Annotated in this window: 16 protein-coding genes and 1 tRNA gene; 9 read left to right on the top strand and 8 right to left on the bottom strand. The window is 70.3% G+C overall.

The annotated features are described in order from the left end of the window. The first annotated feature begins 8 nt into the window (after window positions 1-8). The 4 genes from ATM97_RS16675 (at window position 9) to ATM97_RS16660 (ending at window position 4,947) form a co-directional block, all read left to right on the top strand. Window positions 9-1,004, top strand: coding sequence for a YdcF family protein (locus tag ATM97_RS16675; RefSeq protein WP_218718936.1), 996 nt, complete (start codon window positions 9-11; stop codon window positions 1,002-1,004). A 132-nt stretch (window positions 1,005-1,136) separates the two neighbouring features. Next, window positions 1,137-2,039, top strand: coding sequence for a metal-dependent hydrolase (locus tag ATM97_RS16670; RefSeq protein WP_218718935.1), 903 nt, complete (start codon window positions 1,137-1,139; stop codon window positions 2,037-2,039). Further along, on the top strand, window positions 2,036-3,142 hold the full coding sequence (locus ATM97_RS16665) for a PDR/VanB family oxidoreductase (protein WP_218718934.1): 1,107 nt from the start codon (window positions 2,036-2,038) through the stop codon (window positions 3,140-3,142). Before ATM97_RS16670 ends, ATM97_RS16665 begins: the two co-directional genes overlap by 4 nt. Before the next feature lie 32 nt (window positions 3,143-3,174). Further along, on the top strand, window positions 3,175-4,947 hold the full coding sequence (locus tag ATM97_RS16660) for an SDR family oxidoreductase (RefSeq protein ID WP_218718933.1): 1,773 nt from the start codon (window positions 3,175-3,177) through the stop codon (window positions 4,945-4,947). 7 nt (window positions 4,948-4,954) lie between these two features. Here ATM97_RS16660 and ATM97_RS16655 read toward each other — a convergent pair whose 3' ends face one another. Together ATM97_RS16655 and ATM97_RS16650 are read right to left on the bottom strand one after the other, a co-directional pair. Next, on the bottom strand, window positions 4,955-5,458 hold the full coding sequence (locus tag ATM97_RS16655) for a hypothetical protein (RefSeq protein ID WP_218718932.1): 504 nt from the start codon (window positions 5,456-5,458) through the stop codon (window positions 4,955-4,957). A gap of 226 nt (window positions 5,459-5,684) precedes the next feature. Beyond that, entirely contained in the window at window positions 5,685-5,936 is a 252-nt protein-coding gene (locus ATM97_RS16650; protein WP_218718931.1) for a hypothetical protein, read from the bottom strand. Window positions 5,937-6,007: 71 nt separating this feature from the next. On the opposite strand from ATM97_RS16650, the gene ATM97_RS16645 reads away from it, so the two are divergent. Beyond that, entirely contained in the window at window positions 6,008-7,012 is a 1,005-nt protein-coding gene (locus ATM97_RS16645; protein ID WP_218718930.1) for a zinc-binding dehydrogenase, read from the top strand. A 190-nt stretch (window positions 7,013-7,202) separates the two neighbouring features. Here ATM97_RS16645 and ATM97_RS16640 read toward each other — a convergent pair whose 3' ends face one another. Continuing rightward, entirely contained in the window at window positions 7,203-7,643 is a 441-nt protein-coding gene (locus tag ATM97_RS16640) for a nitroreductase family deazaflavin-dependent oxidoreductase (protein ID WP_218718929.1), read from the bottom strand. Window positions 7,644-7,750: 107 nt separating this feature from the next. Here ATM97_RS16640 and ATM97_RS16635 point away from each other — a divergent pair. Continuing rightward, window positions 7,751-7,824 (top strand) — tRNA-Ile (locus ATM97_RS16635). 8 nt (window positions 7,825-7,832) lie between these two features. Here ATM97_RS16635 and ATM97_RS16630 read toward each other — a convergent pair. Further along, a complete protein-coding gene (locus tag ATM97_RS16630) occupies window positions 7,833-8,342 on the bottom strand; it encodes an anti-sigma factor antagonist (RefSeq protein WP_218718928.1) in 510 nt (169 codons plus the stop codon). Between the two features lie 255 nt (window positions 8,343-8,597). Next, on the bottom strand, window positions 8,598-9,194 hold the full coding sequence (locus ATM97_RS16625) for a TetR/AcrR family transcriptional regulator (RefSeq protein ID WP_218718927.1): 597 nt from the start codon (window positions 9,192-9,194) through the stop codon (window positions 8,598-8,600). Between the two features lie 180 nt (window positions 9,195-9,374). Here ATM97_RS16625 and ATM97_RS16620 point away from each other — a divergent pair, with 180 nt between their 5' ends. Next, entirely contained in the window at window positions 9,375-11,159 is a 1,785-nt protein-coding gene (locus tag ATM97_RS16620) for an ABC transporter ATP-binding protein (protein ID WP_218718926.1), read from the top strand. Next, complete coding sequence (locus tag ATM97_RS16615; protein WP_218718925.1) at window positions 11,159-12,871, top strand: ABC transporter ATP-binding protein; 1,713 nt, start codon at window positions 11,159-11,161, stop codon at window positions 12,869-12,871. The genes ATM97_RS16620 and ATM97_RS16615 overlap by 1 nt, the downstream gene beginning before the upstream one ends. Window positions 12,872-12,979: 108 nt before the next feature. On the opposite strand, the gene ATM97_RS16610 is transcribed toward ATM97_RS16615, so the two are convergent. From ATM97_RS16610 to ATM97_RS16600, 3 genes are all read right to left on the bottom strand, one after another. Continuing rightward, window positions 12,980-14,185, bottom strand: coding sequence for an NAD(P)/FAD-dependent oxidoreductase (locus ATM97_RS16610; protein ID WP_218718924.1), 1,206 nt, complete (start codon window positions 14,183-14,185; stop codon window positions 12,980-12,982). 89 nt (window positions 14,186-14,274) lie between these two features. Further along, window positions 14,275-15,156 carry an alpha/beta hydrolase gene (locus ATM97_RS16605; RefSeq protein ID WP_218718923.1) on the bottom strand — a complete coding sequence of 294 codons (882 nt, stop codon included), beginning with the start codon at window positions 15,154-15,156 and terminating at the stop codon, window positions 14,275-14,277. A gap of 125 nt (window positions 15,157-15,281) precedes the next feature. Beyond that, complete coding sequence (locus tag ATM97_RS16600; protein WP_308248510.1) at window positions 15,282-15,854, bottom strand: TetR/AcrR family transcriptional regulator; 573 nt, start codon at window positions 15,852-15,854, stop codon at window positions 15,282-15,284. A gap of 132 nt (window positions 15,855-15,986) precedes the next feature. Here ATM97_RS16600 and ATM97_RS16595 point away from each other — a divergent pair, with 132 nt between their 5' ends. Then, window positions 15,987-17,006 (top strand): aldo/keto reductase, encoded by a 1,020-nt coding sequence (locus tag ATM97_RS16595; RefSeq protein WP_218718921.1) that lies wholly within the window; start codon window positions 15,987-15,989, stop codon window positions 17,004-17,006. Window positions 17,007-17,130: the final 124 nt, after the last annotated feature.

Below are 17,130 nucleotides of genomic sequence, written 5' to 3'. Positions count from 1 at the left end.
GTGGCCTGGTGATCTTGCTGGTGGTCGGTGTGGTTCTGCTCGGGATCTTCGCGCTGCGCTTCCGTCAGGAGCGTCGCCGGTTCGGTAACGGGGTGCTGTTGCTGCTCGGGCTGCTCTGCGCGGGTGGGGCGCTGGTGTCCGCCGGCGCGGAGGGAGCGGGGCCGGAGTTGTTGCTCGCGCTGGCGCTGGTGCTGTCGCCGCTGCTCGTGCTGGTGCTGGCGGGTTTGCTGATGGTCAACGGGGTGGTGATGTTGCGCCGGGAAGGCGTGCGGGCGGCCAATCTGCTCTCGCTCGGCCTGGGCCTGGCGTTGCTCGTCCCGTACGGGCTGCTGGTGGTCGCGGTGGTCGCGCGGTGGCAGGTGCTCGGCGTGCTGCTGCTCGCCGTCGTCCTCGTCGCCGCCTACCTGGGCTTCGTGCTGTCGGCGTTTCTGCTCTATTCGGTGGTCTACGGCATGGCCACCCGCACCGACAACGCCGCCGCGATCGTCGTGCACGGCGCGGGACTGCTGGGCGACCGGGTGCCGCCGCTGCTGGCGAGCAGGCTGGACCGGGCCCTGGGCATCTGGCACGCGGCTCAGGCACGGGGCCGCACTCCGCTGCTGGTGCCCAGTGGCGGCAAGGGCTCCGACGAGAAGGTCTCCGAGGCCGACGCGATGAGCGCCTACCTCGCCGAACACGGCGTGCCCGCCCAGGACGTGCTGCCCGAGGACCGGTCGACGAGCACCAGGGAAAACCTGCTGTTCAGCAGGGAGTTGCTGGCCAGGCAGGGGATCGACCGCGACATTGTGCTGGTCACCAGCAATTTCCATGTGCTGCGCACCGCGCTGCTCGCCCGATCCGTCGGCCTCGACGCCCAGGCGGTCGGTGCGCCGACCGCCCGCTACTACCTGCCCAGCGCCATCCTGCGGGAGTTCGCCGCCGTGCTCGTCGAGTACAAACGGCTCAATATCGCCGTCTGCGCGATGTTGGTCGCGCTCCCGTTCGTGGCACTGCTCGCCTCCTGACTTCGGCGAAAAACGCGGCAAAATAGGTGTTACCTCGAATACTACGTACATGTATCATTTCCTTACCGCACGACCGGCGCACCGTGGCGCCGGCGCTCGACCGAGCAACGCGCGGTAGGACGAGGAGTACCGATGAAGCTACTTCGCCGGGCCGTACGGCGACCGGAGGTAGATCCCGGCAAGGTCGCCCTGCATGCCCGCAACGTGACCTTCGACTGGTCGGATGTCGATCTGCAGTGGATGCCGGCCGAACCGTACGCATCCCACCTGATCAGCGCGCTGAACATGCTGCTGCCCGAGGGCGAGCGCATGTTCATCGTGACCTACCGCGAGGCGCTGGCCTACGTGAAGGACGAGAAGCTGCGCGAGGACATGCTCGGTTTCATCGGGCAGGAATCGATGCACGCCGAGACCCACGAGAAGGTCCTGCACGACGTGCTCACCGCCAACGGCATCGACGCGGCGCCCTACGTGCGGCAGATGGAATACCTGTTCCGCAAGACGCTGGGCCCCCGTGGCGGTGACGACCGCGCCGGACGGCAGATGCTGATCGAACGGCTCGCGTTCATCGCCTGCCTCGAGCACTTCTTCGCCTGGCTCGGCGACTGGGTGATCAACGCCGATTTGGAGAAGTTCGGCGCCGACCCGCGCATGGCCGATCTGTTCCGCTGGCACGGTGCCGAGGAGGTCGAGCACCGCAACGTCGCCCATGATGTCGCCGAGTACTTCGGCGTCGGCTACGTGCGCCGCTGCGCCTCGATGATGCTGGTGTTCCCGATCTTCATCGCGCTGCTGGTGCGTGGCGCGAAATTCCTGGTGCAGCAGGATCCGCAGCTGCCCGATCACGGGTACCCGCGGGTGATCTCTTCGGTCCTGGGCGCGATGTGGCGCGGCGCGTTGCCGGGCATCCCGTCGCTGCTGATCAGTGCGCTGTCGACCTTCCAGCCCGGCTACAGCCCGGAGAACGTCGGTTCGACCGCGCAGGCCGTCGCCTATCTCGCGCAGTCGCCCGCGGCCAGGGCGGCGGCCTCGTGACGGTGCGCGACGTGCCGCAGGCGCTGCCCGGCGACCTCTACGGCAAGCATCGCCACGATCCCGGCACCCGCGTGCTCGACGCGATCGCGACCGCCCGGCTGCGCTGGAGTGCCCTGGTCAACCGCCGTGACGTGCGTCCACGCGTCGACGATCGCCGGTTCCCGGTGGTGGTCACCGAGCGCCGGATCGTCGCGCGCGACCAGGACGTGGTGAGTCTGCGCCTGGAGGCGCCCGACGGCCGGGTGCTGCCCGCGTGGCGTCCCGGCGCGCACCTGGATCTCGAGCTGCCCTCCGGCCTGCTGCGGCAGTACTCGCTGTGCGGCGACCCCGCCGACGAGCGCGCCTACCGGATCGCGGTGCGCCGCATCCCCGACGGCGGCGGTGGCTCGCGCGAGGTGCACGACGAACTGCCGGTGGGCAGTCGATTCGTGGTGCGCGGTCCGCGTAACGCCTTCCCGTTCGCGGTTCCCGGTCATGGTTCGCCCGCGCAGCGCCTGCACTTCGTCGCCGGCGGCATCGGCATCACACCGATCCTGCCGATGGCGCGGCTCGCGCACCGGCTCGGCGTGCCGTGGACGATGGTCTACACGGGGCGCTCGCGCGACACCATCCCGTTCCTGGCCGAGCTGGAGAGCTTCGGCGAGCATGTCGTCGTGCGCACCGACGACGAGCACGGTCTGCCCGACGCGGCGGCGCTGCTGCCCGGGGTCGGCGCGGGCACGGCGGTCTATGCCTGTGGCCCGACCCCGATGACCTCGGCGATCGTCGCCGCGGTGCGCACCATGCCCCAGGTGGAACTGCACTTCGAGCGGTTCTCGCCGCCGCCGATCGTGGACGGCACCGCCTTCGAGATCGAATTCGCCTCCACCGGTGCGGTGATCGAGGTCCCCGCCGACCGCAGCGCGCTCGACGCCATCCTCGCGACCCGCCCCGACCAGCCCTACTCGTGCCGGCAGGGCTTCTGCCGCACCTGCGTCGTGCGGGTGCTCGCGGGCGAGCCCGATCATCGGGAGAACACCCTCTCCGATGCCGACCATGCCGCGGGCGAGCTGCTCGCCTGCGTATCCCGTTCGCACGGTGAGCGATTGGTGCTCGACCTGTGAGTTCGATTCCAGGACAAGGAGTCCGAAGAGAGATGTCTGTCGACACCACGCAGGCCGCCAACCGGCGCACCGTCCGCAACGGCGAGTTCGAGCTCGCCGTGTTCGAATACGGCGACCCCGCGGCCGACACCGTCGTGCTCGTGCACGGCTGGCCCGACACCCACCACCTGTGGGACAAGGTGATTCCACGACTCGCGCAGCGCTTCCACGTCGTCGCCTACGACACCCGCGGCCACGGCGAGTCCACCCGCACCCAGCGCACCGCCGACTTCCGGCTCGACGAACTCGCCCGCGACTTCTACGCCGTCATCGACACGGTCAGTCCCGACCGTCCGGTGCACGTGCTCGCCCACGACTGGGGTTCGGTGCAGGTGTGGGAGGCGGTGTGCGAGCCGCAGGCGACCGAGCGGATCGCCTCGTTCACCTCGGTGTCGGGCCCGAACCTCGACCACCTGGCCGCCTGGGTGCGCGACCGGCTCGCCCGACCGACCCCGCGCAACATCTGGCAGCCGGTGACTCAGGCGCTGTCCTCGGCCTACACCGCGTTCTTCATGACCCCGGTGCTCCCGCGCGCCACCTTCGGCGCCATCGGCACCGAGAAGGTGTGGCAGCGCGCCGTCGCGCTGATGAACGACACCGCGCCCGGCAATGTCGTGCTCGGCCCCACGTTCCGCCGCGACATGGTCGACGGCCTGCTCATCTATCGCGCGAACATCGTGCAGCGCATGCTCTCGCCGCGCGAGCGGCGCACCGAGGTGCCGGTGCAGCTGATCGTGGCCGGTCGCGACGTGGCCGTGCGCCCCGCGGGCTACGACGACTCCCGCAAGTGGACCGCTCGCCTGTGGCGTCGGGATGTGCCCGCCGGGCACTGGATGCCGTTCTCGCACCCCGACCTGCTGGCCACCGCCACCACGGAACTGATCGACGCGCTCGCCGGCGGCGAGGTCCCGCGCGGGCTCGCCCGTGCCGAAGTGGGCCGCACCCGTAAGGAATTCGAGAACAAGCTGGTGGTGATCACCGGTGCGGGCAGCGGCATCGGTCGCGAGACCGCGCTGGCCTTCGCCCGGCTCGGCGGCGAGGTGGTGGTCTCGGACGTGAACGAGAACGCCGCCAAGGAGACGGCGGAGCTGATCGTCGCCGAAGGTGGTGTCGCGCACGCCTACGCGCTGGACGTGTCCGACGAGGCCGCGGTCCGTGCGCATGCCGACGACGTCATCGCCGCGCACGGCGTGCCCGACGTCCTGATCAACAACGCCGGTGTCGGGCAGGCGGGCGGCTTCCTCGACACCCCGTCCGCGGAATTCGACCGGGTCCTGCGGATCAACCTGGGCGGTGTGGTCAACGGCTGCCGAGCTTTCGGCGCGGCGATGGCCGAGCGCGGCCTGGGCGGGCACATCGTGAACCTGTCCAGCATGGCCGCCTACAGCCCGCAGCGCGACATGGCCGCCTATGCCACCAGCAAGTCGGCGGTGTTCATGTTCTCCGACTGCCTGCGGGCCGAACTGGCCGAGCGCGGCATCTCGGTCTCGACCGTGTGCCCGGGCATCGTGCACACCAATATCGTGGCCACCACCCGCATCTCGGGTGTCTCCGCCGAGGACGAGGCGGCCACCCAGCGCAAGTTCGACAAGCTCTACGAGCGGCGCGGTTACACCCCCGACAAGGTCGCGGCGCAGATCGTGAAGGCGGTGCGCGGCGGCCGTGACATCGTGCCGGTGACGCCGGAATCGTGGGTGCAGTACCGGATCAACCGGCTCGCGCCCGGCGCGGTGCGGTTCGCGGCCCGCCGGATGAAGCTGGTCTGACGCGCGGTCACGCCCGGCGCAGTCGCTCCCGCACGGCGGCGACGTGCCGGGCGTCCACGCCCCACGGCTGCTCGACGCCGACCTTGCGGTCGAGGTCCCACAGCACGCACTGTTCGTCCGGTCCGGCCACCAGCGACCAGGCCACCACGGTCCGGCCGAGCTGGTCGAGCATGGACCCGTGATCGGGTGCGCTGTCGCCGGCGCCGTCGGGGAAGTGGTGCAGGAACCGGCCGTAGGCGTCGGTACAGAATCGCGCGTACTGCTGGGTGCACAGGATGAACCCGTGCCAGGCTTCGTCGACCGCGTGCGAGGGCATCCCGATCACCTGGTCGTCGCGCATCGCCGCGCCGCAGCAGCGCAACCATTGGCGCAGACCGGTTTCCACCAGTTCGCGCGGCTGCCAGGGGCAGGTCTTGAAGATCGCGTCGGGGAAACGCAGGTCGGCGACGGTGCGATCGACCGCGCCGAGGTCGATCGGTCGCGGACCGCGTCGAAGGAACGAGAGCGCCACGATGTCACTGTAAGCCCCCTGGGTGGTCGCTCGTCTGCGCTGCCGCGGACGGGTGGGGCGGCTAGCCTGCAGACATGGTGGTGATGCTGGTGATCGTGCTCGCGTTCTTGGTGGTCGGTCTCGCGGTGCTGGTCACGGCGGTAGTGGTGCTGGTTCGCAAGCTGAGTCCGCCGCGTGGCCCGCAGGGGTTCACCGATCAGAGCTGGCTGGCCGGGTCGGCGGGGACCTACGGGTTCTTCGACGGGCCGACCGGGCCGCACGGCTCCGGATCGAGCTGCGGCGGTGGCTCGACCAGCAGTTGTGGCGGGGGCAGTAGCAGCGGTTGCTCCGGCAGCGGCAGTGGTTGCGGTGGCGGATCGAGCAGCAGTTGTGGCGGTGGTTCGAGCAGCAGTTGTGGCGGCGGATCGAGTAGCAGCTGTGGCGGTGGTTCCAGCAGCAGTTGCGGTGGCGGCTCGTGATCGGGTGATCCACGCCGCACCTCTCTTGACCTGAACTCGACTTCAGGTTCCATGCTGAGCGCGTCGGTGTAGATACCACGAGGGAGTCGCGATGCGTGCTGTGCAGGTCAAGGAATTCGGTGGACCGGAAGTGCTCGAGGTGCGGGAACTGCCCGCGCCGCAACCCGGTCCGGCCGAAGTGGTGGTCGATGTCGAGGTCGCCGATGTGATGTTCCTCGACACCCGGCTGCGCAGCGGCTGGGGCCGGGACTTCTTCCCGCTGAGCCTGCCGTACGTGCCCGGCGGCGCGATCGGCGGCGTCGTCTCGGCGGTCGGCGCCGAGGTCGACTCCGGCTGGCTCGGCAAGCGCGTCGTCACCCAGACCGCCGCCAGCGGTGTCGGCGGCGGCGTGCCCACCGGCGGCTACGCCGAACACGCCCTGGCCAAGGCCGAGACCCTGGTGCGGATCGCCGACGGGCTGAGCACCCAGCAGGCCGTCGCGCTCGCCCACGACGGCCGCACCGCGTTCGCCGTGTTCGACCGCGCGGCCGTCGGCCCGGATTCGTGGGTGCTGATCACCGCGGCCGCGGGTGGTCTCGGCACGCTGCTCACCCAGCTGTCGGTGGCGGCGGGCGCGAAGGTGGTGGCCGCCGCGCGCGGCGCCGACAAGCTCGCCCTCGCGCAGCGGCTCGGCGCGAGCGAGGTCGTCGACTACACCGTCGACGGCTGGGACGAGCGGGTGCGTGAGATCACCGGCGGGGGTGCCGATGTCGTCTTCGACGGCGCGGGCGGCGCGCTCGGCGGCCTGGCCCTGACCGCCGCGGCCGACGGCGGCATCTTCCTCGGATACGGGTCCGCCGCAGGTGATTTCGCTCACGCCGACGCCGAGGCGGCCGCCGCCCGCGGCGTCACCGTGCTCGGTCTGTTCGATGTCGTCGCCGGCGAAATCGACTGGACGGCCATCGCTCGACGCGCTCAAACCGAGGTCGCCGCAGGCAGACTGGAGGTGGTGATCGGTCAGACGTTCCCGATCGAGCAAGTCGAGCGCGCGCACGCGGTCATCGAGAGCCGATCGGCACTCGGCCGGACCCTGTTGACGATCGGCGCGTCATTGTAACTTAGTCTGCGCCGCAACGGAATACGCGATAAGTTCATACTGTGCAGGGAATAATTGTCATAGCAGTGATAGTCGCGGTTCTTCTGTTGGTTATCGGCGTGATCAAGCTAGCCAGCAACCCCGGGGGCACGATCGAGCGTCGCGACCGCGAGCGGCGGGCGCAGGTGCCGCGGCAGAAAGCCGAAAAGGCTTAGCTGGGTTCACTTCTGGGGTGCAGTACCACCACGGCGATCGGTCGCCGCGTCTTCGTCTGATAGCCGCGGTACCGGTCGCCGTTGACTGCGTTCACCAGTTCCCAGCGCCGGGCGTAGTCCGGATCGTCCGGGTAGGTCGCCCGCGCGGTCACCGCGATCTTGCGCGTCCCCACCTGGATCTCGCAGTCCGGCCGCGCGGTCACGTTCGCCAGCCATCCCGGCGGCCGCGGCGACCCGCCGTTCGACGCGGTCACCAGAAAGTCCGTTCCGTCGCGGGCATAGGTCAAGGCCGATGTGCGCGCCTGCCCGGTCTTGCGCCCCACCGTCCGCAGCAACAGGGTCGGATTCCCGAACAGCAAACGGTGCCCCACCAGCCCACCGCTGTGCTCGTAGATCCACTGATGCCCCGCCAGAACTCGCACGAAAAGATCGGCCATACCCCCATCCTCGCCCGCCTCGCCGACCCCCGCCACCCGGCTCGCCGAGTGGTCAACGTCGCACCCCACCGGGTACCATGCGACTCGCCCGGGGACACCCCTGGCCAGGGGCGGTAGCTCAGTCGGTTAGAGCCGCGGACTCATAATCCGCTGGTCGTGGGTTCGAGCCCCACCCGCCCCACTGTCCTGTCAGGGTGGGGGAGTCGGTCGGTTTCGGGTGGTTCGCGGTGGCTTGGCGTGTCGGGGAGATCGGGGCGGGGTCGGGCAGGGGGATGTGCGCGGGGTGTGGGCGGCGAGAGCGTCGATCAAGGTGGTGTGCAGCGGGAGCCACTCGGTCAGGCCGGCGACGGCGACGACGCGCGCGACCACCGAGGGGCCCGGATCGACCACGCTGACGAGCACGCTGTGGGCGGCGGCTTGCTGAGCGCGGGCCGCCAGGTCCAGCACCGAGCGGCACGCCATGAATTCGGTGTCGCTGATGTCGACGACGAGGTGACCGCACTCGATGGCGCGGTCGACGGCGGTATCGACCATGCGATGCCAGCGTTGGAGGGTGAAGGCGTCGATCTCGCCGTGCACGTGCAGGATGACCACGGTGCTGCGGGACTCGAGCTCGGCGTGCAGACGCTGACAGATATCGGCGGGTTCGCCGGCGGCCGCGGGGAACAGGTCCTCGTCGTGGCGGTACGGGGTGCTCATCTGCCTGCCTCCTCGGCGAAACCGGCGGGCGTGGCGCCCGACCGGTTCCGGGTCGACAAAGAACGGCTGGTAGTTCCCTATTCCAGCACCACAGTGCCGGGCCTGTCGCCGATCGTGACGCAGCTGTTGTCGAGGGGGAACTCGTTCGTTTTCCGGGTCGCCCGTCGCGCCGGTTCCGCCGGCAGCGCGTGAACGGCATTGCCCAGCAGTGCGGTTCGGTCGGGGAGTTCGCCCGGCCGTGGCCGGATTCTGGGGTCAGGCGGGCCCGTCGTCGGAGGTCCAGAGGGCGCGCAGGGGTCGCAGGCCGTCTTCGACGTAGTCCGCGATCGGGCGGTCGCCGCCGTCGAGGTACCACTGTTCGAGGGCGGCGAAGTAGCCGAAGGTCAGGGCATTGGTGGCGACGCGGGCCTGGGTTTCGGTGAATTTCCCGGTCGAGGCGATCAGCGGGAGGAGTCGCCGGCTGGTGCGATCGGCGGAGGCGCAGGCGGCCATGCGGACCGAGGGCTCGGTGAAGTGGTAGCGGACCCGGCGCCACGGGCCCTTGTCGGCCGGGGCGGGTTCCTCGCCGGTGGATTCGTCGGCGCGTACCGAGCGGAGCAGGCTCTCGACGGGGTCGTGGGGGTCGACCATCTCGGCGATCTCGGCCTCGCTCATGGTGTCGAACTCGTCGGCGACGATGATCCCTTCCTTCGTGCCGAACAGCCGGTAGACCGTCGACGGTGAGACTTCGGCGGCAGCCGCGATCTCGTCGATCGTGACGGCGCCGAAGCCCTTCTCGTCGAACAGATCCAGGGCGCGTTCCTGGATGGTGTGCATGGCCTTGAGCCGCCACCGCTCACGAAGTCCGGTCATGCGAGCAGGTTAGCAAGAGCTACTCGTTTCAGAAAGTGACTCGCTACAGACATTGACTGTCTGTAATTGCTTACCTACAGTCACTTGCTAGAGATAGTGACTTTCTCAAACGACGCGAGTGTCGACATCAGGTCGCTGACCTGTGCTGATGCCGCTGTTGTGCGAGGAGAAGGGACAGCGATGACCACCACCGACCTTGTCGAGGTAAGGGAGATGTCCGCCCCGCCGCCGGATATCGGGTCCGCGGGTCCGCGCCTCACCGCGCTGCTGCGCCCGCATCTCGGGGGATTCGCGGCCGTGCTCATCCTGCAAGTCGTCGGCGCCGTCGCGGGCTTGGCGCCGCTGCTGGCCGTGGTCGAGCTCGGGCGCACCTTGCTGTCGGCCGGCCCGGTCGACCACGGTCACGTGTGGCTGGTGGTGGTGCTGGGGGCGGCGGGACTGTTCGTCCGCTTGGTCTGCACCGCCGCGTCCTCCGGGCTCGGGCACGTCCTCGACAGCACGGTGCAGCTGTCGTTGCGGCGGCAGCTGGCGGACCATCTGGGCCGGGTGCCGATCGGCTGGTTCTCCCGGCGCGGCACCGGGGAGCTGGCCAAGGTGGTCGGTGAGGATGTGAGCGCGGTGCATCCGTTCATCGCCCACGCGCCCGGCGAGCTGGTATCGGCGTTCGTGGTGCCGCTGGTGTCGTTGATCTACCTGGTGACCGTCGACTGGCGACTGACGCTGATCACGCTGATCCCGGTGCTGTCGGCGATCGCGCTGGTCCCGCTGATGATGACGGGGGCCCGGCAGCGCGAGCAAACCGAGTTCGACGCGGCGATGGGCCGCATCGCCGACGCGGTGGTGGAGTTCGTGCAGGGCATCGCCGAGGTCAAGGCGTTCGGCGGCGGCGACCGGGCGCACCGTCGATTCCGTTCGGCGGTGGACGATTTCGCCGATACGTTCCTGCGCTGGGCGCGCGGGCTCTCGCCGATCGCCGCCGCGATGCAGCTGGCGTTGTCGCCCCCGTTCGTGCTGCTCGTGGTCCTGGTCGGCGGCACGTTCCTGATCACGACGGACGCGATGGCGCCCGCCGATCTGCTGCCGTTCCTGCTGCTCGGCCTCGGGTTGACCGCCCCGGTCGCGGCGCTGGGCCACGGCTTCGACGACCTGCAGGCCGCGGGCCGCGCGGTCGGGCGGATCCGGGACGTCCTCGACGTCGAACCGCTGCCCGAGCCGGCCGCGCCCGTCGAGCCGCGCGGGCATCGCGTGGAACTGCGCGGCGTCCGGTTCGGCTACGACGCCGACCGTGAGGTGCTGCGCGGGATCGACCTGGTGCTGGAGCCGGGGACGGTCACCGCCCTCGTGGGGCCGTCGGGCAGCGGCAAATCCACGCTCGTGCGGCTACTTCCGCGATTCTTCGATCCGACGGGCGGCACGATCACCCTCGGCGGCGTCGACCTGCGCGAGATCGGCAGTCACCGGCTGTATCGCGAGGTGTCGTTCGTCTTCCAGGATGTGCGCTTGCTGCGGGCGTCGGTGGCCGACAATATCGCGCTGGCGGTCCCGCACGCCGACCACGAGCGGGTGGTCCACGCGGCCCGGCTGGCGGGCATCCACGACCGGATCACCGAACTCCCGCGCGGATACGACACAGTGCTCGGCGTGGAGGCCGGCCTGTCCGGTGGTGAGGCGCAACGACTCGCCCTGGCCCGCGCTCTGCTGGCCGACACCCCGATCCTGGTGCTCGACGAGGCCACGTCCTTCGCCGATCCACAGACCGAACAAGCGGTGCGCCAAGCACTGTCGAGCCTGCGCGCGGACCGGACGATCCTGGTCATCGCGCACCGGCTGGAGACGATCGCCGATGCCGACACCGTCGTCATGGTGGACGACGGCGTGATCGTGGAGCGCGGCGCGCCCGCGCGCCTGCTGGCAGGCCACGGCAAGTTCGCCGGGTTGCGGCGATCCCACGAAGGAGACGAGTGATGATCCGGACCCTGTTGCGGGTGCTCGGCCATCGGTATGCCGGTCCGGTGCGCCGCACCGTCGCGCTGATGACGGCCACCGCGATCCTCGAAGGCCTGTCCTATGCCCTGCTGGTGCCGGTGCTCCGGGAACTGTTCGGGGACGATCCGGCCGGCGCCCGGCCGTGGCTGCTCGGGTTCGGGATCGCGGTCGCCTGCTACGGCACACTGCGCTATCTCAGCGATCTGGCTGGTTTCCGCGCGGGCACCACGCTGCTGCGCGGCACCTATCACCGGCTCGGCGACCATCTGGCCCGGCTGCCGCTGGGCTGGTACGGCCCCGACCGGGTCGGCGAGGTGTCGGTGCTCGCCAGTCGCGGAGTGCTGGAGGCGATGAGCGTGATCGCGCATCTGCTCGCGCCGTTCGTCGGCGCGGTGGTGACGCCGTTGACGATCGTCGTCGTGATGCTCGCGTTCCACTGGCAGCTGGGGTTGGCGGCCCTGATCGCGGTGCCGCTGGTGGCGGCGATCCAGGGGTGGACGGGGCGAGCGATGGCCGCCGCCGACGCCGAACGACACGACCGCGACCAGCAGGCCGCGGGGCGGGTGATCGAATACCTGCAGGCCCAGCCGGTACTGCGGGCCGGTGGCCGCACCACCGAACGCTTCGGCCTGCTCGACGACGCGCTGCGCGGACTCCAGCGCGCCGCGCGCCGATCCGCGCTGTCGGCCCTGCCCGGGATCGTCGGGCTGACGCTGGCCGTGCAGGTCGTGTTCACCGCGCTGCTCGCGCTCGGCGCCGCCCTCGCTCTGGGCGGTCAGATCGGCGCGGCCGAACTGCTGGCGATCCTCGTCCTGGCGGCTCGCTGCGCCGAGCCGCTGCTGTCGCTGGCCGAGATCGGCGGTCGATTGCGCAGCGCGCGAGCGCAACTGACCCGGCTGGACGAGCTGCTCGGGCTGGAGCCGCTGCCCGAACCCGAGCAGCCGATCGTCCCGGATCGGCACGACCTGGAGTTCGCCGGAGTCGGCTTCCGGCACGGCGATCGCACCGTCGTCGACGACCTGTCGCTGACGGTGCCCGCGGGACAGCGGTTCGCGATCGTCGGGCCGTCCGGCGCGGGCAAGAGCACGCTGCTCCAACTGCTCGCGCGGTTCCATGATGTGCACGCCGGCGCGATCCGGATCGGTGGCGTCGATGTTCGCGAGATGGACACCGCCACGCTGATGTCGCGCATCGCCATCGTCTTCCAGCACGTCTACCTCTTCGACGGCACCATCGAGGACAACATCCGCCTCGGCCGTCCCGACGCCACCGACGCCGAGGTCCGCGCGGCGGCGACGGCCGCGCGTCTGGACGAGGTGATCGAACGACTGCCCGGCGGCTGGTCCGCCGCCGTCGGCGAGGGCGGTGCGCTGCTCTCCGGCGGTGAGCGGCAACGGGTTTCGGTCGCCCGCGCGCTGCTCAAGGACGCGCCCATCGTCCTGCTGGACGAGGTCACCTCCGCCCTGGACCCGGTGAACGAGGCGGCCGTGCACCAGGGCATCGAACGTCTGATGGCGGGCCGCACCGTCGTGCTGGTGGCGCACCGGCTGCGGACCGTCCGCAGCGCCGACCGCGTCATTTTCGTCGACAGCGGGCGCATCGTGGAGGAAGGCACCCACGCGGAGCTGCTCGATCGCGGCGGCCGCTACGCCGATTTCTGGAGCCTCACTACTTCGCCGCTGACGATCTGACCGGCGCTGTCCGCTCGTCGGCCGTGCGCGCCACTCTGCTGGTCCGCACGCCCGGACCGACGGCCCCGATGACCTACCGCGGTCCTCGGGGCCGCCCCGGCCGCGCGGTCACCGGTGCCCGGCGTGCGCGGCGGTGCGCGTCGCGTCGGTGTCGGCCCGGTCCCGCAACAGCTGCGCGCGCTGGTCGCCCTTGGCCCAGCTGTGCGTGCCCGGCTTCCGCGCTTCGGTGGCCAATTGCTTGATGGTGTGGGCGCACACGAATTCCTTGAGCTTCGCGCCAGGGCGCCCGCCGAGGTGGTACCACTTGGCGGCATCGTCCTTGTCGGCGAACTGGAAGATGCCCGCGTGACGGCCGAGGCTGATGCACTGACCAGCGAAGCCCAGGTCGATCGGGTCGGGGCGCTCGTCGGCGATCCGGCGCAGCAGGGTGTCGGCGGCGTGCGCGCCCAAAGGGCCCGCGGCCTGGCAGCTCATCCGGAACGGCAGGTTCGACGGCGCCGCCGAATCGCCCGCGGCGACGATCCGCTCGTCGTCGACGCTGGTCAAGGTCTCGTCGGTGAGCAAGCGGCCGACGGCATCGGTGCGCAGGCCGCTGCGGGTCGCCAGGTCGGGCACACCGAAGCCCGCGGTCCAGATCGTGACGGCGCTGCGCAGGGTATGACCGCCGCTGAGCCGCACGGCCTCCGCGGTCACCTCGACGACCTTCGCGTCGGGACCGTCGAGGATGGTCACGCCGAGCGCGCTCAGTCGCTTGGTGACCGCGCGCCGCCCGCGGGCGTGCAGGTACGGGCCGAGCACATCGCCGCAGATGAGCGTCACGGCGCGGCCCCGCTCCGCCAGCTCGGCAGCGGTCTCGATCCCGGTCGGTCCCGCGCCGACCACCGTCACCGCGGCGGTCGCCGCCGTGGCGTCGAGCACCGGCGCCAGCCGCTGCGCCTCCTCCAGACTCGCGATCGGATAGGCGAAGTCGGCCGCGCCCGGCACCCGCGGCGCGGCACTGCCGCTGCCCACCGCGTAGATCAGATAGTCGTAGCCGATCGTGTCGCCGCCGGCCAGCGCCACGGTGCGCGCGGCCGCGTCGATCCCGGTCGCCGCGTCGACCACCAGGCGCACCCCCGGCGCCAGTACATCGCTGTACTCGGCCACCGCGTCATCGGTCCCGCCCACCAGCTGATGCAACCGAATCCGCTCGACGAACCGCCCCCGCGGATTGATCACCGTGACCGCCACGTCGGCCCGCTGCGTGAGCCGATTGGCCGCCATCACACCCGCGTACCCGCCACCGACCACGACCACATCGATCTTCTCGCTCATCGGTCTCTCCTTCACTCGAGGGCTTCGGGCATAAGACGTCACCGGCCCACCCGATGTGACAAGGAGTGACGCAGGTCACTAACGGTCGATCACCCGAACGTTCCGCTCGCCGGGGAGAGGCCGGCCAGGATCGCGGCGATCTCGGCCGCGCGGAGGCAGACGCCCAGGTGGCTGGCCTCGACGGTGTGCACGGTGAACGGGTTGTGTGGGGTCAGGGCATCGGCTTCGGCGATCATCCGGTCCTGCATGTCCAGGGGGATCGCGCGGTCCAGGGACAGGCGGATGTAGGTGCGGGGGATTCGTCCCCAGGTGGCGACGCGCACGCGACTGTCGGCGGCGAGGACCTGCGCCGAGTCGGCCGGTTCGAGCATGTTGAGGCACGCGCGGAACTGATCGTCGGTGGCGTCAGCCATCAGGCCCTGCTTCAGCGCGGCGAGGTGCCCGGGATCGGCCGAGCGCCAATTGACCATCGTCTCGGCGACGCCGTGATGTCCGAGCGCGGCCAGATAGGCGGCGACGCTGGGCAATTCGACACAGCACCAGGCCGAGACGTAGATGATTCCGGCCAGCAGCTCCGGTGCCCGGTTTCCGACGCCGGAGATCGTCGCGCCGCCACCGCTGGTGCCGACCAGAACCACCGGCCCGTACTCGTGGACTCGGCGCACTGTGTCCAGGACGTGGGTGACGTTGTCGTCCAAGGTGATCGACGCCAATGGCGAGGGCTGCGCCGCGAGGGTGTCGAGGTCCTGGGGCGACTGGTAGGCGAGCGGAAAGTGGGCGTCGAGGCCGTGTCCGGGCAGGTCGACGGCCAGGCCGCGATGGCCGAGCAGCGCCAGTTCCCGCAACAGGGCCGACCACGAGGCGGAACTGCCGTGTGCGCCGTGGACGAGGACGAACGTCGGTCGAGCCGCCGGGGCGGATGGTGCTGCGACTCGGCTACGGGCGGATCGGACAGCTCCGGGATCGGTCACGTGATCGACGGTAGCCCGCCGAAAGGGCGGGCACCGAAGGCTGGTTCGAAACCCGTCGCCGCGCGCGGGAGCTCGCGAGCAGCTCGCTCCGGTGCCGAAATGATTCGTGCGGCGATGACGAATTCCTACCCCTGCAATCCCCGGACGAGTAGCCCGACCACGCGACGCGGCTGATAGCGGGGATCGTTTCCCGCGCCGATGCACAGATTGCCGACCGCGCGCAGGAACTCGTAGGGATCGGTGCCGGGGCCGATCTCGCCCGCCGCCGTGGCGGCATCGAGCAGCTGGGCGCAGACGGGCAGCAGGTGGTCCAGGAAGTAGGCGTGCAGGGTGTCGAAGGCGGCGTCGTCGGATTGCAGGGCTTCGGCGAGACCGTGTTTGGTGACGAGGAAGTCGACGAACAGTTCGATCCACGCGGTCAGGGCGGCATGCGGTGAGTCCTCGGCGGCGAGCAGGGCGGGTCCCGCCTCGGCGCAGGCTTGGACCTGGTGCCGGTAGACGGCGACGATCAGGTCCGCACGGGTGGGGAAGTGGCGGTAGATGGTGCCGACCCCGACGCCGGCCGCGGCGGCGATATCGCGGACCGGAACGTCGACGCCCGCGGCGACGAAGGCCGCCGCGGCCGCCTCGAGCAGGCTCTGCTGGTTGCGTCGGGCGTCGGCGCGCTTGCGCGGCGGCGAGCTGTCGTTGTCGGCCACAGTGCCGTCACCTCCAGGGTTGGCAAACGGAACCATGTTCCGTATGTTGATTATCGGAACGTCGTTCCGTTTGTTCAGGATGTCAGATCCGGCGACCTGAACCAACTCGCACAGCTCACGAAGGAGCAGCGCATGCAGTACCGCAGCCTCGGCCGGACCGGTGTCCGGGTCAGCAGCCTCACGCTCGGCGCGATGAACTTCGGCGCGCTCGGGAATTCCACGCAGGCCGAGGTCACCGCCATGATCGACGTCGCGATCGAGGGCGGCATCAATGTCATCGACACCGCCGACTTCTACGGCAGCGGCGAGTCGGAGGAACTCGTCGGCAAGGCCGTCGCGGGCCGTCGCGACGATCTCGTGCTCGCCACCAAGGCGAGCCTGCCGATGGGGGAGGAGCGCAACCGCCGCGGCGCTTCGCGCCGCTGGCTGGTCACCGCGCTCGACGACAGCCTGCGCCGTCTCGGTGTCGATCACGTGGACCTCTATCAGATCCACCGGTGGGATCCGAGCGTGCGCGACGAGGAGACGCTGTCGGCGCTGACCGACCTGCGGCAGGCGGGCAAGATCCGCTACTTCGGCTCGTCGACCTTCCCCGCCTACCGCATCGTCGAGGCGCAGTGGGCGGCGCGGGAGCATCGCCTGGGTCGCTATGTCACCGAGCAACCCAGCTATTCGATCCTGCAGCGCGGCATCGAAACCCACATGCTGCCGGTCGCCCAGGAGTACGGCCTGGGTGTGCTGGCGTGGAGTCCGCTCGCCTCCGGCTGGCTCTCGGGCGCGATCCGCGCCGACCGCGAGATCGCCACCAGCCGTTCGGCGTTCATGCCCGAACGCTTCGACACCACCCTCCCGGTCAACCAGGCCAGGCTGGCGGCCGTCGAACAGCTGGCCGAGGTGGCCGATCAGGCCGGGCTGACCCTGATCCAGCTCGCCCTCGGTTTCGTCACCGCTCACCCCGGCGTCACCAGCGCCATCATCGGCCCACGCACGATGGCGCACTTGCACTCTCAGCTCGCGGCAGCCGACACGACCCTGTCCGCCGACGTCCTCGACGCGATCGATGCCATCGTCACCCCCGGCACCGACCTCGCCCCCGACGAGAAGCACGACACCCCACCGTCTCTGCTCGACCCGGCGCTGCGCCGCCGCTGACCCCGGATATCCACGGGCCGTGGTCGATCCGGTCCGCCCGGCCGCATGACTTTTGTCATCGTCCGCCCGTGCAGGACTCATCGCTGAACGGTGATCGCGCGTACTACCGGACGGCACCCGCGTC

The sequence above is a fragment of the Nocardia sp. MH4 genome (assembly GCF_019266065.1).
Taxonomy (GTDB): Bacteria; Actinomycetota; Actinomycetes; order Mycobacteriales; family Mycobacteriaceae; genus Nocardia; species Nocardia canadensis.
Note: the sequence above shows the minus strand (reverse complement) of the source record. Positions and strands in the feature narration are given on the sequence as shown.